Origin of the sequence: Micromonospora parva (assembly GCF_000718515.1) — a bacterium.
GTDB lineage: Bacteria > Actinomycetota > Actinomycetes > Mycobacteriales > Micromonosporaceae > Micromonospora > Micromonospora parva.
The window spans coordinates 102147-124907 of the sequence record NZ_JNZS01000003.1 but is presented as its reverse complement, the minus strand read 5'-3'; the positions used below and the strand labels follow the sequence as shown (position 1 = coordinate 124907).

Here is a 22761-nt window from a genome sequence, read left to right as displayed (position 1 = left end):
AGCGCGCGACGAGACTTCTGACATGACACGTTCCGGAGCGGAGAGACCCGTCGGCGGAGCCGGCTTCTCCAACAACCTGCCGCGTACCGCACTGACCGCGCTCGCGCCGCTGGCGTGGGGCACCACCTACGTCGTCACCACCGAGCTTCTTCCGCCCGGCCACCCGTTGTTCGCCGGACTCCTGCGCGCGTTGCCCGCCGGACTGGTGGCGCTGGCGTTCGCCCGTACGCTGCCGAGCGGCGCGTGGTGGGGGAAAGCGGCGACGCTCGGCGTACTGAACATCGGGCTCTTCTTCCCGCTGCTCTTCGTCGCGGCCGAGCGGCTGCCGGGAGGCGTCGCGGCGACCCTGGGGGCGGTGCAGCCGCTCGTCGTCGCCGTCCTGGCCGCGACGCTCCTGCGGGAGGGGTTCTCCGTCTGGCGTGCCGTCTGGGGCGTCACCGGGGTGCTGGGCGTCGGCCTGGTGGTGATCGGACCGAATGCCACGTTCGACGCCGTGGGGATCGTGGCCGGTCTCCTCGGCGCGGCCACGATGGCGCTCGGGGTGACCCTCACCAAGCGTTGGCAACGTCCCGCCGGGGTGAGCCCGATGGCCTTCGCCGGTTGGCAGCTCAGCGCGGGCGGTCTCTTCCTGGTGCCCGTCACCTTCCTCGTCGAAGGACCACCACCAGCGATCGACCCGCCCGCTGTTCTCGGCTACCTCTGGCTGGGCCTGGTCGGCGGCCTGTGCGCGTATGTGCTGTGGTTCCGTGGCGTCATCGCGCTGCCGGTGACCTCCGTCGCCGTCCTCGGTCTGCTGTCGCCGCTGGTCGCCGCACTGCTCGGTGCCGTCCTGCTCGATCAGACGCTCGGCCCGATCGAGCTTCTCGGCTTCGGGCTCGCACTGGCCGCAATCGTCGCGGGGCAGCTACCCGCGCCGACCCGCCCGCGCCACCCGGGCGCCCAACTCGTACCGGAAGGGGCAACTCGATGAAGATCGCCGTGGTCGGAGCCGCCGGAATGGTCGGTTCGCGCGTCGTCGACGAGGCCGCACGCAGGGGACACGACCCGATCGCCATCTTCCGAAGGCGGAGGCCGGCGGCACTGCCGCGCGGCGTGACCGCCGTCGCCGGCGACACTGACGATCCCGGCCGGCTCAGCCGCCTCTTCGACGGCACGGACGCGATAGTGGCGGCGATCCGTCCCGCCCCCGGGTACGAACACACCGTCGCCGCGACCACCACGACGCTGCTCGACGCGGCCGAGGCGGCCCGGACGCGCATCGTCGTCGTCGGCGGTGCCGCCCCGCTGCGGACCCCCGGGCATCCCGACCGCCTCGTCCTCGACAGCCCGGAGTACGTGCCGCGGGCCTGGCGAAGCATCGCCGCCGCCAGCATCGCGCAACTCGACGCCTGCCGGGCGCACCGGGCCGACTGGGTCTACCTGAGCCCGCCCGCCATCCTCGAACCCGGAACCCGCACCGGTACGTACCGACGGGGCACCGCGACGCTCATCACCGGTGCCGACGGCGCGTCCCGAATCTCGGCGGAGGACCTTGCCGTCGCCGTCCTCGACGAACTCGAGAGCCCGGGCGGGGACAAACACTTCACCGTGGGATGAGTTCCCCGTACGGGCGCGGACCGGCCGCCATGGCGATCATCCCCATCTATCGCTACGATCCGACATCGACATGTCACCGAGCGTTGATGTGTGTGCTGTCGTGAGGTTCTGGACGCTGGCAGTCCGGCGCCGCCACCACACGGCGCCGGCCTGAGGATCACGCCGCCTCGACGAAGGGAATCCGGATGACGGAGAGCGCGCCGACCACCGAGAGCCGAACCGTTCCACCCGCGCGGGCGTACCCGTTCAGCGTTCCTGACCGCCTCGTCGTCGACCCGACCTACGGCCAGCTGCGCGAGAGCGAGCCGATGACCCGGGTGCAGCTCCCCTACGGTGAGGAGGCGTGGCTCGCCACCCGGTACGAGGACGTCCGTACGGTCCTCGGCGACGTCCGGTTCGGCCGCGCCCCGGCCGTCCAGCGCGACGAGCCCAGGCTCACCCCGCGCCAGCAGTACAGCGGCATGCTGACCATGGACCCACCCGATCACACTCGGCTGCGCCGGTTGGTGGCGAAGGCGTTCACGGCCCGCCGGGTGGAGGCGTTGCGCCCCCGCACCCAGGAGATCGCCGACACGCTGGTCGACGACATGGTCCGCCTCGGTCCTCCGGCCGACCTGGTGGAGCACGTCGCCACACCGTTGCCGATCCAGGTGATCTGCGAGCTGCTCGGCGTCCCGTACTCCGACCGCGACCGCTTCCACACCTGGTCCGAGGCGATCGTCTCGACCACCTCGCTGCCCATGGAGACGATCCAGGAGTACCTGAACAATCTCTGGGGCTACATCGGTGATCTGGTCGCCGAGCGCCGCCGCGAGCCGGGGATCGACGACCTGCTCGGCGCGTTGGTGCGCGCCCGCGACGAGAACGAGGATCGGCTCAGCGAGACCGAGCTGGTGGAGCTGGCCGGAGGGCTGCTCGCGGCCGGCCACGAAACCACAGTGACCCAGATCCCCAACTTCGTGTACGTCCTGCTGCACAATCCGGACCAGCTCGCTCGGCTACGGGCCGACCCGTCGCTGGTGCCGGCCGCGGTCGAGGAGTTGTTGCGGTACGTGCCGCTGGGCGTCGGTTCCTCCTTCGCCCGGTACGCCAAGGAGGACGTCGAGGTCGGCGGGGTGCTGGTCCGGGCCGGTGAGCCGGTCCTCGGCTCACTGTCGTCGGCGAACCGGGACGCTACCGTCTTCGCCGACCCGGACCGGCTGGACCTCGGCCGCGAGCAGAACCCGCACCTGGGCTTCGGGCACGGCGTTCACCACTGCGTCGGCGCGCAGCTGGCCCGCATGGAGTTGCAGGTCGCCGTCGCCACACTCGTGACCCGCCTGCCCGGATTGCGGCTCGCCGTACCCGAGGAGGAGTTGCAGTGGAAGCGGGGCATGTTGGTCCGGGGCCTGCTCGGCATGCCGGTGGCCTGGTGAGTGCCGCCTGGCGGATCGGGGTGGACTCGCGCCGCTGCATCGGCACGAGCATCTGCGCCGGTACCGCACCCGAGCACTTCCGCCTGGTCGGCGGCCAGTCCGCGCCGCTTGCCGACGTCGTCGCCCCGGCCGAGGTCATCCTCGACGCCGCCGACTCCTGCCCGGTGGAGGCGATCACGGTCCGCGACGCCACCGACGACACGCTGATCGCACCGCAGGAGTGACCCGACGTCGAGCCCGGCCGTCCGCACTATGAGCGGAGCAGCTGTGGAGGCCGGCAGACCAGCGACGAGGCGGTCATGGCGGTGCACCGGATCGGCGGAAGCTCAGGTCGAGGTGATCTGGAGTCGGCAGGGGACCATGGGGGCGAGCCCAAGGTCGCCGAGTATGGCCGCGCCCCGCCGGGCATGGCCGCCACCGGCGAACACCAGGGTCCGTGCGGACTGGTATCGGCAGCCGGCGGCGTCGAACGTACCTGCCGCAGCGAGCAGCGCCTGTTGATCGCCGTCGAGCAGCGCTTCCGCTCGTTGCACCATGGCCTCCGCGACGACGTTGCCGGCCACGACGGTCCTGGCCTCGGCCAGATGGTCACGAGCGCCCGGGCCCCCGGCGAGCACCGCGGCCTCGGCGCGCAGCGCGACATACCAGTGCAACCAGATCCAGGTGACTGACTTCCACACGTCGCCCGGTTCGGGAGCCATCCGTTCCAGCGCCTCTGGCGCCTGCCCCCGGTGCAGCAGCAGCATCGCGTCGAAGACCGGTCCGTAGCCATAGGTCTGTTCGTGTGAGACGCCGAGCTGTTTCAGGACCGCGGTCCAGACGCTCTGGGCCTCCCGATCGTCACGGAGACCATGGATCATCGCAACGCCGGCTGCCGCGGGACCGAGGACTGACCTGGCGGGGCTGCCGGCCCGCTGCCACGCGTCGAGGAACCGCACACTGCCGGCCAGTACGTCGTCGGTGTTACCCGCGAGCGCGTCGGCCACCAGCAGCCAACTGGTGGCACGATGACCAACCTCCACGAGCAGCGGGTGGTCGGCGATCTGCCGTGCCAATCGGCGGGCGGCTGGCAGATCGCCCGCGCCAAGGCTGGCCTCGGTGGCGTTGCCGAGGGCGTCGAGCAGTTCATGGGTGTTGGCCGGGGCAGCTGGTAGGGACGAGAGCAGCGCGACCCGGCGTCGCGCCGTGGCTGCGCTGGTGAACGTCTCGCCGGCCCAGCACTGGGCACCGGTGAGCGCATCGAGCGCCGCGGCCTCGGCGAGCGGGTCGCGCGTTCGGTGTGCGAGTGTGACGGCCCGCTCGGCGCGCGCGATCGTCTCGGGTACCGCGTTGTCGGGTGGGCCCTGGGCTGCGCCGAACGCGTCGCTGAGCACCCCAGCCTCGGCCAGCGCCACCGCGGCCTGGGCGGCCGGGTCGTCGCCGGCCAGCTCTCGTGCCTCGCGGATGAGCGCGATCGACTCCTCCGGCGGCGGAAGTAGTTCGAACCTGCTCCAGAACCGGTAGGTGTTGGTGGCAGCGGTCGCCAGGTCGGAGGCGGCACCGGCGGCATCTCCCGCTCGGCGGGCGGCCTGCGCGGCCGCCTGCCAAAGACGGTGCATGTCGTCACCGCGCATGCGGCATCCAGCCACGGCAGCGGCGTGCCGGAGCATCGACGCCTCGGCAGCGGGCTCGACAGCGAGCGCGGCCGCCTGCTCATACCGCAGCTGAGACTCGCCGACCAGGTTACGAATGAAGGCCATCTCCGCCAGCTGGCGGGCAAGGTGATAGGCGTCCATGCGTTGCTCCGGCCGGTCGACCGCCCACGACAGCGCGGCGCGAAGCTCGTCCGCCACCGGGTCGAACCGGGCACGCCAATCCGCCCGCACCACCGCAAGGTCAGCGGCAGTGGCCAGACACCAGCGAAGGTGCCGGTGACGGGACTCCACCAGCTCGCCGGCCTCGGCGAGCCGCTCCGTCCCGTACTGGCGGATGGGTTCCAGCGCCCGGTACTCGGTTCCACCAGGGAACGTCCTCACCACCAGCAGGCTCTGTTCAGCGAGCCGGGCCAGCCCGTCGGCGACGATGCCCTCCTCCGTCTCGGCCACCTCCGCCGCCGCCGAAGTGGTGAACGGCGCCACGAAGACCGACACCCGGCGCAGCAGCGCCCGGTCGGCAGGCTCCAGCAGGGCGTGGCTCCAGTCCAGTGTGGCGCGCACCGACCGGTGCCGGTCATCGGTACGGGCACCGCCGGTGAGCATTCGGAGCGGATGGGACAGGGCGGCGGTGATGCCATCCAGACCCAGCATCGGATAGCGTGCGGCAGCCAACTCGATCGCCAACGCCATTCCGTCGAGGCGCTCACAGATCGAGGCGACCTGGTCGCGCAGCGGAGGATCCAGCGGCCAGCCCACCGCTGCCGCCCGTTGCATGAACAACGCGACCGCGTCCGACTCGCCGTCGACACCCAGCGACAGCGGCGGCACCGGATACACCCGCTCGAACGGCACCATGAGCCGTGCCCGACTGGTAGCCAGCACCGTCACTGCCGGACACGCCGCCAAGAGCCGCTCGAGAAGGACCGCGACCCCGTCCAGTACGTGTTCGCAGTTGTCGAGCACCAGCAACGCCTGGCGGTCGGCCAACGCGGCGAGAACGGACTCGGTCATGTCCCGACCGGGCTGCTCGCCCAGACCGAGCGCCACGGCGACCGCAGCCGCGATCATGTCGGGGTCGGCGACCGGAACCAGATCGACGAACCACACACCGTCGGGGTAGTCACCACCTGCGTGCGAGGCCACCGCCAGCGCGAGGCGGGTCTTGCCCACTCCGCCCGGCCCGACCGCACTCACCTGACGGTGAGCCCGGATCAGCTCGCTCAGCTCAGCTCGCTCGCTCACCCGACCGACGAACGAGGTCAGCGGGGCCGGCAGAACCGGCGCCTGGGGCGCGGCACCACCGCCGGCCACCTCACGCGCCCGCTGGGCGAGCGCACGGCGATCCGGGACCTCCAGCTTGCGCAGCAGCGAGGAGACGTGTGTCTCCACGGTACGGACCGAGATGAAGAGTCGTGCGCCGATCTCCGCGTTGCTGAGATGGTCTCCGAGCAGGGCAAGCACCTCGGCTTCCCGAGGGGAGACGTCAACCACCACCCCATTCTGTCGTACGCCTCTCCGTGTGCCGGTTCCGTGGTCGACTCCGTGGTCGCCACGGATCCGCGCCGGGCATGCCGGAGGACATGCTGTGGACACGCAACCGACCGGGCCGGCAGCGGCCCGCGACCTAGGGAGTGACCATGGCGAACTCGTCCACGCAGGGCATCCGGACCGTGCTGCACCCGGTGTCGGATCTGGCCAGCGCCACGGCGGTGTACGAGGCGCTGCTCGGCGTACCGCCGACGGACGAATCGGTCTACTACGTCGGCTTCAACGCGGCAGGCCAGCACATCGGCCTGGTGCCGGGCGGTGGACCGCAGGGCCTGACCGCGCCCCTGACCTACTGGCACGTCACGGACATCGAAGCGAAGCTGGCCGAGCTGAGCGCCGTCGGCGCCACGGTGACCGAAGCGGCACACGATGTCGGCGGCGGCCGCCTCGTGGCTACCGTCGCCGATCCCGACGGCAACCTGTTGGGACTGCTTCAGGACAGGTGAGCGGCAGGGCTCGTCCGAGCCGCCGTCGCGATCAGCACCGCCAGATCCCCGATCCGCCTTCACTCCTTCGCGGTCCGGCAACCGAGAACCGCACAGCCCGAAAGGAACCACTCATGCTCACCATCGATTCCGTCACGCTCGAAGTGCCGGCCCCGGCGCCCGCCCAGGACTTCTACACCGCGGCCTTCGGCCTCGGTCCCCGTCTGCGCGTCGGCGCGTCGGACGCACCCACCACCGGTTTCCGTGGCTTCGCCGTCTCGCTCGTGGTGTCCCAGCCGGGCACCGTCAACAGCCTCTTCGGCGATGCCCTTGCCGGCGGAGCGACGACACTGAAGCCGGCCGCGAAGAGTTTCTGGGGCTACGGCGGGGTACTGCGTGACCCGTACGGCACGATCTGGAAGATCGCGACATCGGCGAAGAAGGACACCGGACCGGCCAACCGGCACATCGACGAGATGGTGCTCCTGCTGGGAGTGGACGACGTCGCCGCGACCAAACGGTTCTACGTCGACCACGGTCTCACCGTGGCCAAGAGCTTCGGCCGCAAGTACGTCGAGTTCGCCACGTCGAACATCAAGCTGGCGTTGTACGGCCGTCGTGCCGCCGCCAAGGACGCGGGCGTCTCGCCCGACGGCACCGGATCACACCGGCTCGTCATCGGCAGCAGCGGCGCCGGAACCTTCACCGACCCTGACGGTTTCGAGTGGAAGGCCGGCGAATGAAACCGCCGCCCACGTCGGCGTGCCGGGAATCGCCGACGCCGCGCTGCTCACGACGTGTGCCGGGGGCTGACGGTACGGGCCCCCGGGACGGTCGTCGTCAGGGGAAAGGCAGGTCGCTGGCTGTGCTCGGGGTCAGGACGTGTCGGGTCCGGTCCCCGGTCCAGGCCGCTTCGAGGATCGCGGTCAGGCTGGCGGTGTCGGTCGGGCCCGGATGGTTCTGGATCAACCGGGTGACGCCACTGGCCATCTCCGCGAAGCGCGGCAGGTCCGCGCGGGCCACGCCGATGTCGGCCAGGGTGCGGGGGATGCCGATGTCGGCAAGGAGCCCGTCGAGCCAGGTGAGGAACACCTCCGCGGCCTCGGCGTCGGAGGCGTCGGCGACGTCGAGCCCGCACACCCGGGCGAGGACGGCCAACCGGTCGGCGATGGCGTCCCTCGCCGCGTCCAGCGCGTAGGGCAGCAGCAGCCCGACGCCCAGGCCGTGCGGCGTGTGCGTGGCCGCGCCGATGGGGTACTGGAGAGCGTGCGGGGCCGCGTTGCCCGCGTGGGAGAAGGCGATCCCGGCGAGCATGGACCCGTAGGACATGTCCGCGCGGGCGTCCGTGTCGCCTCCGTTGCTGACGGCACGACGCAGGCTACGGGCGATCCGTTCCGCGGCCAGCAGCGCGTAGTGGTCGGTGACCGGGTTACGACCGAGGAAGACCTGCTCCACCGGGTCGCGCGGTCCGTGGGCGCGGGGCCGCGCGGTGTAGCTCTCCACCGCGTGGCAGAACGCGTCGATGCCCGAGTGGGCGGTGACGCTCGCCGGGCAGGAGTAGGTGAGTTCGGGGTCGACGATGGCGAAGTCGGGCACGATGTGGACGCTGGAGACGCCCACCTTCAGTTCGCGGTCCGGGTCGGTCAACACCGAGACGGGGGTGAGCTCCGAGCCGGTGCCCGACGTCGTCGGGACAGCCACGAGAGGGATCGTCGGCCCCGGCACCTTCGACTCGCCGTAGAAGTCGCGTGGCGTCCCACCGTGGCACCGGATGACGCCGACGATCTTGGCGAGGTCGATCACCGTGCCGCCCCCGATGGCGAGGATCACGTCGGCGTCCACCTTGGCGGCGGCCGAGACGGCGAGTGCGACATCGGTCAGCGGCACGTCGGGAGTCGCGTCGGCGAACACCTCGACGGCCTCGACCTTCTCCCGCACGGCGGCCACGATCTCGGCCACCCCCGGCTGCCGGAGAAGAACCTGGTCGGTCACGACGAGGACTCGCGAGCCACTCTCGGCCACCACTCGTGGGATGTTCTGCGCGACCCCTTCGCCCACTATCAGTTGGCGTGGTCCGCGGACGGTCTCAAGCATGTCGGTGCCTCTCCGGAACGTCGGCGGCGATGGGCGGGGCGGGTGCCCGGGGTGGCAGGTCGGTCACGGCAGGTCGATCGCCGCGTAGGTGACGTCGAGATACTCGAGGATTCCCTCGTGTGATCCCTCCTTGCCGATCCCGGACTGCTTCACGCCACCGAACGGAGCTGACGGATCCGATATCAGGCCACGGTTGATGCCGAGCATCCCGGTGTCCAGCCCTTCGGCGAACCGCAGCGCCCGCTGAAGGTCACGGGTGAAGATGTACCCGACCAGGCCGTACTCGGTGTCGTTGGCCTTCGCCATCACCTCGTCGTCGGACGTGAACGAGATGATCGGCGCGACCGGGCCGAAGATCTCCTCCTGCAGCATCCGCGCATCGTCGGGCACGTCGGCGAGGACCGTGGGCGGGTAGAAGTGGCCCGGCCCATCCGGACGCTCACCGCCCACCAGGACCCGGGCGCCGCGGTCGACCGCGTCGGCGACGAGCTCGTCAATCTTGGCGACCGAGACCTCGTCGATCAACGCCCCGACGGTCACGCCGTCGTCGAGACCATGGCCCATCGACAGCGCGCCCATCCGCTCGGCGAAGCGCGCCGTGAACTCCTCGCGCACCGGCTCCTCGACGTAGATCCGGTTGGCCGCGATGCAGGACTCCCCGATGTTGCGCATCTTGGCCACCATGGCGCCGTCGAGCGCGACGTCCAGGTCCGCGTCGGCACACACGATCAGGGCCGCGTTGCCGCCCAGTTCCATTGAGGTACGCAGCACGTTGTCCGCTGCCTGTCGCAGCAGCACGCGGCCGACCTCGGTCGACCCGGTGAACGAGAGCTTGCGGGTCCGACCGTCGGCCAGCAGCGCGGAGACCACCGCGCCGGAACGCTTGGTGGTCACCACGTTGACCACCCCCGGGGGTACGCCGACCTCCTCCATGATGCGGGCCAGCAACAGCATGGTGAGTGGCGTCTGGGCCGCCGGCTTGGTGATCGTCGTGCAGCCCGCCGCCAGGGCGGGAGCGATCTTGCGGGCACCCATGGCCAACGGGAAGTTCCAGGGCGTCACGAAGACGCACGGCCCGACCGGCTTCGGCACGGTGAGGATGCGATATCCACCTGCGGGAGCGGTGTTGTACCGGCCCTCGACGCGCACCGCCTCCTCGGCGAACCAGCGGAAGAACTCGGCGCCGTAGGCCACCTCCGCCCGAGCCTCGGCGAGCGGCTTGCCCATCTCGAGCGTGATCAGCCGGGCGACCTCCTCGGATCGCCCGGTCAGCGCCCGGTACGTCGCTGTCAACAACTCTGACCGTTTCCGCGGTGGGGTCGCCGCCCACTCCGCCATCGCCGCGCTCGCCGCGTCCAGCGCGGCGAGTCCGTCACCGACGTCGGCGTCCGCCACCTCGGCGATGGTCTTGCCGGTTGCGGGGTCCTCGACGGCGAACGTGGCTCCGCTTGCGGCGTCGCGCCAGGCGTCGCCGATCCGGAGCCGCCGGTGCTCCGGGGCCAGGACGTTCATCGGATCACTCATTCCGTCGCCTCCTGTGATCTTCCTGGTGATGTCCGTCGTGGCTCAGCGACCGCGGCTGTGCGCACGGACCGACGCCACCGGTCGTCTTCTCGGGCCGCGCCCGGCCGGGCGTCGTCAGGCCGTACGCACTGCTGACGGTCCGCCGGCGCCCGGCTGCCACTCGTTGGCGCGTGGTGCCGTCGCCGCCGGCCGCGGTTACCGCCCCGCCTCGGACAACGACAGCCCGGAGCCCGCGTCGAACAGGTGCGCACGGTCCAGGTCGACGGTGACCGACAGTCGCTCGCCCGGCGTACCGCTGACGGTGGGTCGTGCCTTGACCTTGACGATCTCCGTCCCCACCCGGACGTCGACCACCGTTCGGTCACCGAGCGGCTCAAGCCCGTAGAGCTCGCCCGACAACGACGCGTCCCCACGCTGCTCGACGGAGAGGTCCTCCGCGCGCAGGCCCAGCAGCAGCGCCTGACCGTCCTCAGCCGTGGCCCAGCGGGGTCGCGGCAGCGTCCAGCCGTCGGCGCCGACCAGACGATCTCCCTCGGCGCGGCAGGTGAGCAGGCTGATCGGCGGGCTCCCGACGAATCCGGCGACCCACTGGTTGGCGGGACGCTCGTACACCTCGGTCGGCGTTCCGACCTGTTGCACCTTGCCCTCCTTGAGGACCGCGACCTGGTCGGCCATGGACAGCGCCTCGACCTGGTCGTTGGTCACGTAGACGAAGGTGGCGCCGAGGCTGCGGTGGATGCGGGTGAGCTCGGTGCGCATCTCGACCCGGAGCTTGAGGTCGAGGTTCGTCAGCGGCTCGTCCATCAGGAACGCGCGCGGGCTACGGACCAGTGCCCGGGCCAGTGCGACACGCTGCATCTCACCGCCGGACAGTTGGGCGGGACGACGCTGCAGGAGGCGTTCGATGTGCAGCAGGCTCGACATCTTCTGCACGGCGGCGGCGATCTCGCTCGACGAGCAGCGGCGTGCCCGCAACGGCGAGGCGATGTTCTCGTACACCGTGTGTCGCGGGTAGAGGGCGTAGCTCTGGAAGACCATGGCCAGGTCGCGTGCGGCCGGGGCGTCGCCGGTCGCGTCCCTGCCGTCCAGATGTACCGTGCCCGCGTCGAGCTTCTCCAGGCCGGCGATCGCTCGCAGGGTCGTCGTCTTGCCTGCCCCGGAGGGCCCGAGTACGACGAAGAACGAGCCGTCCGGCACGTCCAGCGTCACCCCGTCCAGCGCCTGGACCTTGCCGAAGGACTTGCGCAGCCCTTGTGCTGCAACGGTTCCCATCAGGCCACCAGCTCTTCCGTGCTCACGTCGTAGACCGCCGGGGTTCCGCCGGTGTGCCGCAGCCCGACCTTCGCGTCAGCGGCGAAACGAACAGTTGGTGGCATCCGGACCCGGACGTCACGTTGGCCGCCGTGGTCGACCACGTAGATGATTTCGTCGCCCAGCCACTCCACCGAGACCACCCGGGCCGGGATCGAGCCTTCCGCCCCCGGTGCGGTGACCTCCAGCGCCTCCGGCCGGACGCCGGCGACCAGGCGACGATCGCGTGGCAGGCCCGACGGTGGCGTCAGGACCAACCCGCCCTGAGCGTGCAGCCGCCCGTCGGCGATCTCCACCTCGATCAGGTTCATCGGCGGGGAGCCGATGAACGCGGCGCAGAAGAGACTCGCCGGACGGTCGTAGACCTCCAGCGGGGTGCCGATCTGCTCGACGCGGCCCTTGTTGAGGATGGCGATCCGGTGACCGAGCGACATCGCCTCGACCTGGTCGTGGGTGACGTAGACCATCGTCGCCCCCAGCTCTCCCTGCAGGTGCTTGATCTCCGTGCGCATGTCCGCCCGCAGCTCCGCGTCCAGGTTGGTGAGCGGTTCGTCCATCAGGAACGCGCGCGGTCGGCGTACCAGGGCGCGAGCCAGCGCCACACGCTGCTGCTCCCCGCCGGACAGCTGGCGCGGTCGTCGGTTCAGGAGCGGACCGAGCCGCATCAGCCGGGCGGCCTCCTCGACCCGCGCGTTCACCTCCTGCTTGGGCAGGCCCTCGGCCCGCAGTGGGAACGCCAGGTTGTCGCGGGTTCGCAGATGCGGGTAGAGAGCGTAGAACTGGAACACCATGGCGATGTCGCGCTCGGCCGGCCGCAGGTCGTTGACCAGCGTGTCGCCGATGCGGATGTCGCCCGCCGTCTGCCTCTCCAGGCCGGCGATGGCGCGCAGCGTGGTCGTCTTGCCGCAACCCGAAGGGCCGAGCATCACGAACAGCTCGCCGTGGCCGATGGACAGGTCGACGTGCTCGACCGCTACCGTTCCGTCGGGGTAGCGCTTGTGCAGCGCGGTCACCTCGATGCCCGCCATCAGCGTCGCACCGCCCCGAGCGTCACACCGGCGATGAGGTGCTTGCGCACCAGGTACGCGAAGACGAGCACCGGTAGGGCGAACACCACGGAGGCGGCGGCCACGAGACCCCAGTCCGTGGTGGTACCGCCGATCAGGCCGGCGATGGCCGGGGGAGCCGTCCGCACGCTGTCGCTGGAGGTGAGGAAGGTGGCGAACACGAACTCGTTCCACGAGAAGATGAGGGCGAAGACCGCCGTCGCGGCGATGCCGGGCACGAGCAGCGGCAGGGTGTACCGCCAGAACGCCTGCAGGCGCGTGTACCCGTCGAGCATGGCGGCGTCCTCGTACTCGGCGGGCACCTCGTCGACGAACCCCTTCATCATCCAGATCGTGAACGGGACGTTGAACGCGGTGTAGATGAGGATCAGGCCGAGCTTGTTGTCGTAGAGGCCGATCTGCCGGTACATCAGGAAGATCGGGATCACGACCACCACGGGCGGCATGAAGCGGGTGGACAGGATGAAGAACAGTTGGTCCTTCTTGGCCTTCACCGCGAAGCGCGAGTAGGCCCAGGCCGCCGGGACCCCCAGCACGGTGGCCAGCACCGTGGAAGCTCCGGCGACCACCACCGAGTTGAGGAAGTTGACGGACACCGGCGTGCGGCCGTCGCCCTGAGCGACGAACACATCCTTGTAATGCTGCAGAGTGACGGCGAAGTCGAAGAACTTGGCCGGGATGGCGTAGACGTCCCGGTTCTCCTTGATCGACGTCTCGAGCATCCACAGCACCGGAAAGAGCATCACCACGGCCAGGACGGTCAGCAGCGCGATCTCCACCACGGAGCGGCCCCGACCGCCGAGGCGGCGCGCGGGGGGCCCGTGGTCCGGGGCTGGACCGGTGGACACGGCCTCGTCAACGGAGACGGCCATCAGTCCTCCTTGAGCTTGTTCAGGTAGCGCAGGTAGAACTGCGTGAGGACGATGACGACGAGGACCATGAGGATCCCGTACGCCGAGGCGGTTCCGGAGTTGAAGCCCAGGAACGCGACTTTGTAGATGTGGAACGACAACGTCTCGGTGGAGACACCCGGACCTCCGCTGGTCAGGATGTAGACGAGGTCGAACAGCCGGAACGCCTCGATCGCCCGGAACATCACGGCGATGAGGAGCAGCGGCCACACCAGCGGAAGAGTGATCGTGCGAAACCGGAACCACTCGGAGGCCCGGTCGATCGAGGCGGCCTCGTAGAGGTACTTGGGCACCGCGGTGAGGCCCGCGAGCGCGATGAGCATGATGAACGGCGTCCACTGCCAGGTGTCGACGACGATCAGGGAGACCAGTGCCGTCCGCTGCCGGGTGAGCCACTCCACCTGCCCCAGGCCGACCGAGCCGAGCATGCTGTTGACCACGCCGAACTGCGCGTCGAGCATGAACCGCCAGAACAGCCCGACCACGACCGGCGACAGCATCATCGGAACCAGGAACAGGGTGGTCAGCGCTCCCCGCCCGCGCGTGCGCCGGGAGATCAGGTAGGCGATGCCGAAGCCGAGCACCGTCTGCAGGCCGACCGCGCCGACCACGTAGATCAGCGTGGTCAGGGCCCTCGTGTGGACCTGCGCCGACGTCAGGATGGCGGTGTAGTTGCCGAACCCGATGAAGTTGGCGGGCCCGCCGCGGGTGGCCGAGTAGTCGGTGAAGGACAGGTACAACGCCCACAGCAGCGGGAACACCGACATGCCGAGCAACAGCAGCATCGCGGGGGAGATGAACGTGACGGCGAGCCAGCGGTCGCTCAGCCGCCGGGACCGCCCCGGTGCAGGTGGCGTCACAGACACCACCTGCCCGGGGTGGTCGGTGGTCAGCGGTGCGGGGTCTTTCACAGTCCGCCGCCGCCCTTGCGGTTGCTGGAGTCGAGCACGTTCTGCTGCTCCTTGGCGATGTCGTCGAGCGCGTCCTTCGGCTTCTTCGCGCCGTTGAGCGCCGCGTTCACGTTGGTGTTCTCGATGTCGACGAGGCGCGCGTACTCGGGCACGTTCCACATGTCCCGCATCCGCGGCACCGAGTCGGCGTACACCTTGTTGAACGGCCCGGCGTTGAGGAACTCCGGCGACGCCAGGGCGTCCGTACGCGCTGGCACGCCACCGGCCGCGGCCCACTTCTTCTGGACGTCAGCCTGCTCGAACCACTTCATGAAGTTGAGGGCTTCCGCCTGGTTCGCCTTCGAGGAGTAGGCCGAGATGTGCATCCCCATACCGCCGAGCGGGACCAGGTTCGTCTTCTGGCTCGGCAGGGTGGCGAAGCCCAGCTTGTCGAGAATCTGCTCCCGGCTGGTGCCGAGCGTCGACTGCTTCGGGTCGAGCAGGCCGCCGCTCGCGGCGATCCAGTTGAACGCGATGCAGGCCTTGCCCTGAGCGACAGCCGCGTTCACCTCGTCGATGAACCAGTTGCCGGAGCCCTTCGCGGTCAGCGGCTTCATCTTGTTGACCAGGACGTCCATCGCCTCCTGGCCGGCGGCGTCGTTGAGGACACCGTCGATCTTGCGCGTCTTGGGGTCCCAGAGGTTGCCGCCGTAGACGCCGTTGACGGTGTTGTAGGTGACGGCCGCGGCGTCGGAGCCGTTGGCCTGGTGGAAGGCCAGCCCGCTGACACCGGGGTTGTCCGCCTGGCACTTCTCGGCGGCTGAGATCATCTCGTCCCAGGTCTGCGGTGGCTTGTCGCCGATCAGGTCCTTGCGGTAGATCATCGTCCAGGTGTCGCCGAGCAGCGGCAGCCCGTACAGGCTGGCGTTCTCGTCGCGTTTGCCGGTCTCCGCCTGGGGGAACTGACCGTACGCCGCCAGGAGGTAGGGGTTGTAGGCGTTGACGTCGATGTTCTCTTTGACGAAGTCGGTGAGGTCGAGGATGTTGCCGTTCGTCACGGCCTCGCCGATGTGTTGCGAGTCCAGGATCGCGATGTCGAAGTCGGTCTTGCGCGCGGCGAACTGGGTGAACATCGCGTCGTGCCAGTTGGCGTTCGGCACGGTGTTGACCTTGATGGTGGCGTTCGGCCGCTCTTTCTTGTACTCCGCGTTCGCGAAGGCTTCCAGTGCCTGGGCGGGGGGCCAGTCGAACCAGATGAAGCTGAGGGTCAGCGGGTCCTTGGTGAGCTCCGGGATGGCCGCCGGCGCCTTCGGGGCGCTCGCCTTCGCGCCGTCGTCCTTGCTGTCGCCGCCGCACGCCGCCACGGTCGTGGCCATCAGCAGCATGGCTGCCGTCGCCAGCTGCACCTTCCGGGCGGGAACGGACAATCGTCCTGTTCGCTTCTGATATCGCATCTTCGGGCCTGCTTTCTGGGGTGGGGACTTCTAAGGCCTCGCTATGTGCTTCGCCGTGCAGTTGCGGGGTTGCTCAGGCGTGTCGCCGCCGGGCTGTCGCGGGGTGCCGACCCGCGGGCTGGCGTCACAGGTGCGATGGCGGGCGGTTCCGCGATGGCGCAGAATGAAGATCATCCAGCGCTTTTCCTATACGATCCGGTGTGGGGCGTCAGCATGTCGCAGCGTTGTGACTGATGTCAACAGGTTCCCGAAGGCGCAAGAAAGGACCTCACGTCACGATGGACGACGAAGCGATGATCGCGCGGGGCCGTAGGGCCGTCGCGGGCGGAACGCCGCCGGGAAGATCCGGCGGCCGGCTTGCCGACGAGGTGTACGACACGCTGCTCGGACAGCTGATGTCGCTACGGATCGAGGCCGGCTCCCGCGTCACGATCGACGTCCTGGCGCGAGAGCTGGGGGTCTCGCAGACGCCGATCCGGGACGCGCTGAACCGCATGGAGGCCGAGGGCCTGGTCGTGCGGGTGCCCCATGCCGGCTACCGCATCCCTCCGCACATCACCCGCCAGCGATTCGAGGACATGCTCGAGGTCCGCCTGCTCCTCGAACCGGCGGCGGCGCGCAGATCCGCCGAACGCGCGACCTCGGAGCAGGTGGCCGGTCTGCGACGAATGCTGGAGGAGATGGCGGAGCTGGAAGGGGGCAACGGGCCCACGGCGTACGGCGCCTTCGGGCTACGCGACGCCGCCTTCCACGATCTCGTCGCCCTGAGCGCGGAGAACCAGGTCATCCGTGAAGCGCTCGCTCGCCTGCACAGCCACGTGCACCTCTTCCGGCTCCACCACGACACCCAGGTCACGCACCTGGCGATGGCCGAGCACGAGGACGTGGTAACCGCGATCGCCGCGCGTGACCCGGACGCCGCCGCGTACGCGATGCGTCGGCACATCCTGCGCTCCGGCGAGCGTTTCCGGCGACTGTTCGACGGCGTCAGGGACGCGGACGGGATGGCGGCAGACGCTTGACGGGCGGGCCGGGCCGGGGAATGCTAGCGCAATCAGATCGGATTGGATTCGATCGGATCCACCACCTCACCCGCCCCCAGACGCGAGGAGAAGCAGGTGCCCAGAGCGCTGCTGCTGACCGGCGACGCCGCCGAGGAACTCGACACCATGTATCCCTACTACCGCGTGCAGGAGGGCGGCTGGGACGTGGACGTCTCGTCACGGACGATGCGTGACGTGCAACTGGTCATCCACGAGTTCGACCCCAACTCCGACGCCTACGTGGAGAAGAACGGCCGGAAGCTGCCGGTCGACGTGCCCTGGGCCGACGTGGACGTCGAGCGCTACGACGCCCTCATCATCCCCGGCGGCCGCGCCCCCGAATGGATCCGGGTCGACGCCGACGTCAGGCGCATCACCGAGCACTTCTTCGCCCGCAACCTCCCCATCGCGCTGGTGTGCCACGGAGCGCAGGTGCCAGCGGTGTACGGGCTGCTGAAGGGCCGCAGGACGGCCTGCTTCCCGCCCATCACCGGTGACATGGAGAACGCCGGCGCGACCGTCATCGACGCTCCCGACGTCGTGGACGGCAACCTCGTCTCCTGCCGGGGCTGGCCCGACATGCCGCAGTTCGGCCGGGCGATGATGGAGGTCTTCTCGAAGTCCGTCAACCCCGCATCCGCATGAGCACAGCTGGCCTGTGCCGGTGACGGCACTTCGGACCGTCACGGTCGACGGCTCCCCGGTTCACGTCCTGGAAAGCGGCACCGGACCCGCGGTGCTGATGCTGCACGGCTCCGGACCCGGCACGACCGGGTCCGGCGCCTGGGCAGCGACGGCGCAGGCGCTCGGCACGTCCTGGCACGTCGTGGCTCCCGACCAGGCGGGGTTCGGCCGTACGCCCGTCCCGGCGGGCTCCACGGGCGGGCTTCGGCTGTGGACGGAGCAGGCCGCGGGCCTGATGGACGCTCTCGGTATCGAGCACTACGCCGTGGTGGGTCACTCCATGGGCGGTGCCGTGGCGCTGGCGTTGGCGGCCGCACGCCCCCGACAGGTCACCCGGGTCGTGGCGGTCGCGACGATGGGCGCCCCCGGCGCGCCCCTGTCCGCCGGGCTCGACGCGATCTGGGCCGCCCCCGCCGGCAAGCTCGGGGCACGAGACATGCTGAGTCGCCTCGTGCTCGACCAGGCGCTCGTGACCGAATCGGCAGTCGACGCCCGGGCGGCCGCGATGCGAGCGGGGGAGGCGGCCTTCGCGTCGTTGTTTCCTCCACCCCGGGCACGATGGGTCGACGACCTCACCCTCTCGGCGCGAACGCTGGCAGCGATCAGCGCGCCCGTGCTGCTCGTGCACGGCGCCGAGGACCGCATCACTCCGCTCGAAACGGCAACCCGGCCCCTGCTCGAACACCTGACCGACGTCCGTCTGCACGTGTTCGGCCGATGCGGGCACGTGCCGGCGATCGAACACCCGCAGGAGTTCAGGCAACTGTTGTCGTGCTTCCTCAGTCAGCGCTCTCGGCAGGGTGCTGACGAGGGAGCGCACCCATACGGCCAAGGAGATGAGCGACCGTCTGTCCCAAGTCCGTAAGCCGGTAGTTCGTCGGCAACCGTGGTTCAGGCTCGCCCATCGTCTGTTGCGCGTCCCGCAACTCATCTCTCTCCTCGCCGGACAGGTGTTGTTGACTACGTGGGGCCGCTTCGATGAAGGTCAACTTTGCCAACTTCTGGACGAGGATCGGCGCAACATGGGCGATGCCTCTGTCTCGCTTGGCGATATCTTCTACGCGGAACTGCTCAGGTGCCTTGTTTATCACTGACAAGCATCGCGCGTCGACCCCTTCAAAATCCTCCAAGAGTGCAATCAGCATGCGCATCTCGTCAGCTCTGGACTTGTCTTTTGCGCCCACGACAAAGGCCCGAGCGAGCACCCTGATCTTCCACTCGTCGGCTGTGGTGGTTGAGGCCCCGACGGCCTCGCCCAGCAACTGCCGGGTCTTACGATCGGATTGCTCTCCCGCAGCGAGGTCATCGACAGTTGATCCGCTCTCCGACTCAACGGCCTCGCTAAAGCGCTGTGCACCTTCCGCAGCCCAGAGACGGTAAACCAACGACACCGACTCCTCCACGACGGAGCCCGCAAGTGCGCTGGCGGGAACGGCTGCGACGCCGAGTTCTGGTCTGTTGAGCACCGCCGCTGCCACCGTCAGGAGAGCTGCAACCGCAGGTGCCACTGTGTTTCCGGCGGCACGTTGGACGATAGCGACTGCTCGATCTTGCGCTTCTCCCATGCCGTCCATTCTGCTCTGCCTGCGCCAGCCGATTCGCCCTGCGCTCACGTTGTGGAAGGCCGCCTTTGGGCAGGGAGACGCCAATTCCGCCTTTCGCTCAGGCTCGGCTGGTGACCAAGGGGTCGTGGACCCGGCCGAGGAACAGCGGTACGCCGGTGAGGCGGTCGTGGATGACGTACAGGAATGGTCGGTCCACAAAGAACTGCGGCCCTTGCGGAATCGACGGCGGCCGGACGACGACGGCCGTCGCGGCCGCGGCTTCGGTGCCCTTCTCGTCCACCGCGATGAACGTCTCGTGCACCACGTCGTCGATGCACAGGGACGGGTCAGTGCTCATGCCGGTGAAGTCGGCCTGTGCGGTGAATGCCGTGGGCATGCCGAGGCTGCCCAGCGCGGCTCCCAGCTCGGCTGGCAGACGGAACCTCCATCGGGGCAGGCGTAGTTGGACGTCGGTGACCTGGAACCCGGTCAGCAACGCGCCCAGCCAGGTGGCGTCGAGGTTCGCCTCGACCGCGGCGAGGTCGCCCCGGGTCGGCATGACGATGGCCATGGCAAGCCCGTCGCCCGCGTACGGCACGTCGACCGCGCGCCAACCGTCGCCCTCGAGGTAGCCCATCCGGTCGAACGGCCCGCGCATGATGGAGACGTCGACGACGCTGCCGTCATCCCGGGTGAACGGCCCCAGCGCCGTGGCGGTGGGGGTGAACGGGTACTTCCACGCCGCCATGAGGTAGATCGCGTTGGTGAGGATCAGGCGGGTGTCGGGGCTGACGCCGTCGGGCTGCAACAGCTCCGGAATCTTCGCGTTGGTCCGATCGGACACCCAGGTGTTGATCTCCTGGCGGGCTCCCTCCGGGTTGCCGCCGAAGTCGACCGGATGCGGCGCGGCGCCGTAGTAGCCGGCCAGAGTGTCCCGGAACCCGGGCCGCAGGCACAGGTCGCGTCGTGTCCACAACGCGTTGGCAGTGGTCAGCCGAGGCTGCTTGGTTCCGTCCCCGTTCTGGTAGCGCTCGGCGAGCGTCTGATCGACGGTGTTGAGCCCGCTGTCGAGCGCGCTGGGACGCGGGTGCGGCGCGTGGAGCACGGCGTCCATCTCGTCGGCCGTCGTCGAGCGGGCGCCCGCCCGGGTCATCGCGAGCGCGAGCCCGACCGAGTACGGTGCGCACACCACATTTCCGCCTGCCTCAGTCGAGGCCAGTGTGCGGTAGAGGTCGGCCGTGAAGCCACGAACCGCGGTGGCGGCGGCCTGCATCGTGGCCGGGTCCGGTGGTACGCGGGCCGCATCCGTCGAGGTCGACGACGAGCCGAGCCAACGGGAGTGACCTGGGGCGGCGGTGAGGGCAGCGGCGGCAAGCGGCACCGCCCGCAGAACAGATCGACGCGAGACCATGTGTCGACGGTAGAGCAGTCCTACGGAAACCCACCAGACACAGAGCCGAATTAATCGAAGTTCGGCGATGTCTATCGTGGAGTGCGCCGGTTGTGGTGCCCGGGGCGTGGTGGTGAATCGGAGCCCGCCGGACGCTAACCGTCTTCGTCGTGGCGGGCCAGCAGGCCGACCTCCGGCAGCGATCGAAGCAATGCCGGCAGGGCGTCGAACACGAGCGGAAGCTCGGCCATCTGGCTGAGCGTGGCCCAGGCGATGTCGTCATGCTCCTCGGGTGCCCGGTTGGTGGGGGAGCCGACCCAGTCAGCGATGTGCCAGACGCCCACGTTGACGGCGTCCTCGCCGCTGCCGGCACGCAGGTCGCCCAACCGTGACGAGGACCGCGCCACGATGTGCACCCCGAGCTCCTCGTGCATCTCACGCGCGAGGGCCTGGAGCTCCGACTCGCCGGCGTCGACGTGCCCTCCGGGCAGGTCCCACAGATCCGGGTACGCCCGGCGGGCCGGGCTGCGATGGACCAGCAGGACCGCGCCGTTGGTGACGAGCGCGCCGCAGACGACGACATGCATGACGGGATTAGAGCACGGGGATGGGACAAGCCCGTCCCGGCTCGACACCGTGGGCGGCTGGCCGCAGATGACGTCGCCTCATCCGGGAGTCGCCGTGCTGGGCACGGCACCCTCGGCGAGCTTGAGTCGCGTCCAGACGTTCATGTTGATGACAACGCCCACGATCTCCAGGATCTCGTCCTCGGTGAAGTGTGCGGCCATCCTGTCGTGCGCCTCCTGGAGCCGGGTGTTGACGGTGGCGTCGGCGGCCCGGGTCAACGCCTCGGCGTAGGCCAGCGCGGCCTGCTCCTCTTCGGTGAACAGGTGCGTCTCCCACCACGCGGTGAGGGTTTCGACCTTGGCGGACGGGATGTCGGCGGTACGGGCGGCGGCGTGGTGCACCAGCAGGCAGTAGCTGCAATTGTTGAGCTGCGCGACGCGTAACCGCAGAAGCTGGGCCAGGGCCCGGTCCACCCGCAGGGTGGCGGTGTGGCCGAACGCTGCGGCCCCGGCATTCGCCAGCGCCATGAGGTGTTCGTTTGTGGCGTTCAGCCGTACGTTCTGAAAACCGGTATCCACGCGGTGACCTCCTCCACGTCCCAACGACAACACCAGTGCCGGGGATGTCCATATCGGTGCGGCGGGACCCGAGGTATTAACCGCCTGCTCCGGGTCGTACCTCTGCTTCTGGGGTTTGCGGAGCGGCCTCGGTCAAGGCCGTGATGTCGTAGGCGCCGTAGTGGCGGCGGCCGTTGATGAAGAACGTCGGGGTGCCGGACACGCCGCTGCTGTCGGCGGAGTCGATGTCACTGTCGATCCGCCCGGCGTGGGCCTGGCTGGTCAGATTCGCAGGAATGCCCGCAGCGGTGACCTCAGGTGCCGCTTCCGGAGCGTTCGGCTGGTGCTGGTCTCGGTCACCCGTCACCTTTCGACGTGCTGACCGAGCCAGCACGGATAGCTGGAGCCCTCCCCGGCGACATCCACGAGAGGGCTTGCCCGCGGCCGTAGCCGTCGCCGGGAGTGTTCTCAGCGCGGTCCGACGAACTCGGTCCGCACGCTCCACGCGAACTGGATCAGCAGGGTCACCGGGGACCTCTCGGCGATCTCGTGCATCACCGCCAGGTCGTCGGGGTCAGGGTCCTCGCTGAGCGTGATGGTGCGCTGCAGGTAGCGCTCCGCGCCTTCCTGCTCGGGTTCGTGGTAGTTGATCTCGACGGTGATATCGCCGGCGGTGTCGTACTTGTAGTCGACGTACTGCCGCAGCGTCTGGGCGGTGCACGAGGCGAGCGCCATCAACAGGTACTCGGTCGGGGTGGGGCCGTCACCGATCGCGCCGTTGTGCGGTTCGTCGGCGACGAGGGTGAAGCCGCGGGTGGTCATGTCCGTGCGTCGGCGCTCGGTGGCCGGAAGGACAACGCGGGCCGATGCGACGACATGATCATGGGTGGTTTCCATCAGCCGTGCCTTCCTCTACATCCGGTGGTGAGGGTCCAGGGATACCGGGCCGGCAGCAGCCGCGCCGCAGTCTGTGCGGGGCCGTGGCCAGGCAGGTCAGCCCGGGGTCGGTACGTCCGGAGGTTAGCCTTCGCGGACTAGATAGTCCAATCGACTAGTCAGCTCAGAGCCGCCTTCGGCGGGTGAATCTCGACAGCTGGCAGCCCAAGC

22 protein-coding genes are annotated in these 22761 nt (G+C 69.4%); 9 read left to right on the top strand and 13 right to left on the bottom strand.

Annotated elements, in window-relative coordinates; all coding sequences use genetic code 11:
* The first annotated feature begins 22 nt into the window (after positions 1-22).
* From IF22_RS0103780 to IF22_RS0103765, 4 genes are all read left to right on the top strand, one after another.
* Positions 23-970: an EamA family transporter gene (locus IF22_RS0103780; protein ID WP_051708155.1), complete on the top strand. Its 948-nt coding sequence runs from the start codon at positions 23-25 to the stop codon at positions 968-970.
* Positions 967-1596: an NAD(P)-dependent oxidoreductase gene (locus tag IF22_RS0103775; protein ID WP_030328423.1), complete on the top strand. Its 630-nt coding sequence runs from the start codon at positions 967-969 to the stop codon at positions 1594-1596. The genes IF22_RS0103780 and IF22_RS0103775 overlap by 4 nt, the downstream gene beginning before the upstream one ends.
* A gap of 185 nt (positions 1597-1781) precedes the next feature.
* The gene (locus IF22_RS0103770) at positions 1782-3011 is read left to right on the top strand and encodes a cytochrome P450 (RefSeq protein ID WP_030328422.1); all 1230 of its coding nucleotides are present in this window, start codon (positions 1782-1784) and stop codon (positions 3009-3011) included.
* Positions 3008-3235: a ferredoxin gene (locus tag IF22_RS0103765; protein ID WP_030328420.1), complete on the top strand. Its 228-nt coding sequence runs from the start codon at positions 3008-3010 to the stop codon at positions 3233-3235. Before IF22_RS0103770 ends, IF22_RS0103765 begins: the two co-directional genes overlap by 4 nt.
* 102 nt (positions 3236-3337) lie before the next feature.
* On the opposite strand, the gene IF22_RS0103760 is transcribed toward IF22_RS0103765, so the two are convergent.
* Complete coding sequence (locus IF22_RS0103760) at positions 3338-6136, bottom strand: ATP-binding protein (protein ID WP_245233511.1); 2799 nt, start codon at positions 6134-6136, stop codon at positions 3338-3340.
* 146 nt (positions 6137-6282) lie between these two features.
* On the opposite strand from IF22_RS0103760, the gene IF22_RS0103755 reads away from it, so the two are divergent.
* Together IF22_RS0103755 and IF22_RS0103750 are read left to right on the top strand one after the other, a co-directional pair.
* Positions 6283-6639 (top strand): VOC family protein, encoded by a 357-nt coding sequence (locus tag IF22_RS0103755; RefSeq protein ID WP_030328415.1) that lies wholly within the window; start codon positions 6283-6285, stop codon positions 6637-6639.
* Positions 6640-6752: 113 nt separating this feature from the next.
* Entirely contained in the window at positions 6753-7361 is a 609-nt protein-coding gene (locus IF22_RS0103750; RefSeq protein ID WP_030328413.1) for a VOC family protein, read from the top strand.
* 97 nt (positions 7362-7458) lie between these two features.
* Here IF22_RS0103750 and IF22_RS0103745 read toward each other — a convergent pair whose 3' ends face one another.
* The 7 genes from IF22_RS0103745 to IF22_RS0103715 all read right to left on the bottom strand — a co-directional run bounded on the left by IF22_RS0103745 (position 7459) and on the right by IF22_RS0103715 (position 15791).
* A complete protein-coding gene (locus IF22_RS0103745; protein ID WP_030328410.1) occupies positions 7459-8712 on the bottom strand; it encodes an iron-containing alcohol dehydrogenase in 1254 nt (417 codons plus the stop codon).
* Positions 8713-8775: 63 nt separating this feature from the next.
* Positions 8776-10236: an NAD-dependent succinate-semialdehyde dehydrogenase gene (locus IF22_RS0103740; protein ID WP_030328408.1), complete on the bottom strand. Its 1461-nt coding sequence runs from the start codon at positions 10234-10236 to the stop codon at positions 8776-8778.
* Between the two features lie 195 nt (positions 10237-10431).
* Positions 10432-11508 carry an ABC transporter ATP-binding protein gene (locus tag IF22_RS0103735; protein ID WP_030328406.1) on the bottom strand — a complete coding sequence of 359 codons (1077 nt, stop codon included), beginning with the start codon at positions 11506-11508 and terminating at the stop codon, positions 10432-10434.
* Positions 11508-12575 carry an ABC transporter ATP-binding protein gene (locus tag IF22_RS0103730; RefSeq protein ID WP_030328404.1) on the bottom strand — a complete coding sequence of 356 codons (1068 nt, stop codon included), beginning with the start codon at positions 12573-12575 and terminating at the stop codon, positions 11508-11510. Before IF22_RS0103730 ends, IF22_RS0103735 begins: the two co-directional genes overlap by 1 nt.
* Entirely contained in the window at positions 12575-13486 is a 912-nt protein-coding gene (locus tag IF22_RS0103725; protein ID WP_030328402.1) for a carbohydrate ABC transporter permease, read from the bottom strand. Before IF22_RS0103725 ends, IF22_RS0103730 begins: the two co-directional genes overlap by 1 nt.
* Positions 13486-14385: a carbohydrate ABC transporter permease gene (locus tag IF22_RS0103720; RefSeq protein ID WP_036410793.1), complete on the bottom strand. Its 900-nt coding sequence runs from the start codon at positions 14383-14385 to the stop codon at positions 13486-13488. Before IF22_RS0103720 ends, IF22_RS0103725 begins: the two co-directional genes overlap by 1 nt.
* A gap of 47 nt (positions 14386-14432) precedes the next feature.
* Positions 14433-15791: an extracellular solute-binding protein gene (locus tag IF22_RS0103715; RefSeq protein ID WP_245233510.1), complete on the bottom strand. Its 1359-nt coding sequence runs from the start codon at positions 15789-15791 to the stop codon at positions 14433-14435.
* Positions 15792-16147: 356 nt separating this feature from the next.
* Here IF22_RS0103715 and IF22_RS0103710 point away from each other — a divergent pair, with 356 nt between their 5' ends.
* The 3 genes from IF22_RS0103710 to IF22_RS0103700 all read left to right on the top strand — a co-directional run bounded on the left by IF22_RS0103710 (position 16148) and on the right by IF22_RS0103700 (position 18461).
* A complete protein-coding gene (locus tag IF22_RS0103710) occupies positions 16148-16891 on the top strand; it encodes a GntR family transcriptional regulator (protein ID WP_030328395.1) in 744 nt (247 codons plus the stop codon).
* A 96-nt stretch (positions 16892-16987) separates the two neighbouring features.
* Complete coding sequence (locus IF22_RS0103705) at positions 16988-17557, top strand: DJ-1/PfpI family protein (protein ID WP_030328390.1); 570 nt, start codon at positions 16988-16990, stop codon at positions 17555-17557.
* A gap of 19 nt (positions 17558-17576) precedes the next feature.
* Positions 17577-18461, top strand: coding sequence for an alpha/beta fold hydrolase (locus tag IF22_RS0103700; RefSeq protein ID WP_081883698.1), 885 nt, complete (start codon positions 17577-17579; stop codon positions 18459-18461).
* Here IF22_RS0103700 and IF22_RS34845 read toward each other — a convergent pair.
* From IF22_RS34845 to IF22_RS0103675, 5 genes are all read right to left on the bottom strand, one after another.
* Positions 18376-19170, bottom strand: coding sequence for a hypothetical protein (locus IF22_RS34845; protein WP_167337269.1), 795 nt, complete (start codon positions 19168-19170; stop codon positions 18376-18378). The genes IF22_RS0103700 and IF22_RS34845 overlap by 86 nt on opposite strands.
* Before the next feature lie 88 nt (positions 19171-19258).
* Positions 19259-20551 carry a serpin family protein gene (locus tag IF22_RS0103695; protein ID WP_030328386.1) on the bottom strand — a complete coding sequence of 431 codons (1293 nt, stop codon included), beginning with the start codon at positions 20549-20551 and terminating at the stop codon, positions 19259-19261.
* A 134-nt stretch (positions 20552-20685) separates the two neighbouring features.
* Entirely contained in the window at positions 20686-21117 is a 432-nt protein-coding gene (locus IF22_RS0103690) for an NUDIX domain-containing protein (protein ID WP_036410734.1), read from the bottom strand.
* Positions 21118-21195: 78 nt separating this feature from the next.
* Complete coding sequence (locus IF22_RS0103685; protein ID WP_051708180.1) at positions 21196-21624, bottom strand: carboxymuconolactone decarboxylase family protein; 429 nt, start codon at positions 21622-21624, stop codon at positions 21196-21198.
* A gap of 498 nt (positions 21625-22122) precedes the next feature.
* Positions 22123-22551, bottom strand: a complete 429-nt coding sequence (locus tag IF22_RS0103675; RefSeq protein WP_081883679.1) for an OsmC family protein — start codon at positions 22549-22551, stop codon at positions 22123-22125.
* Positions 22552-22761: the final 210 nt, after the last annotated feature.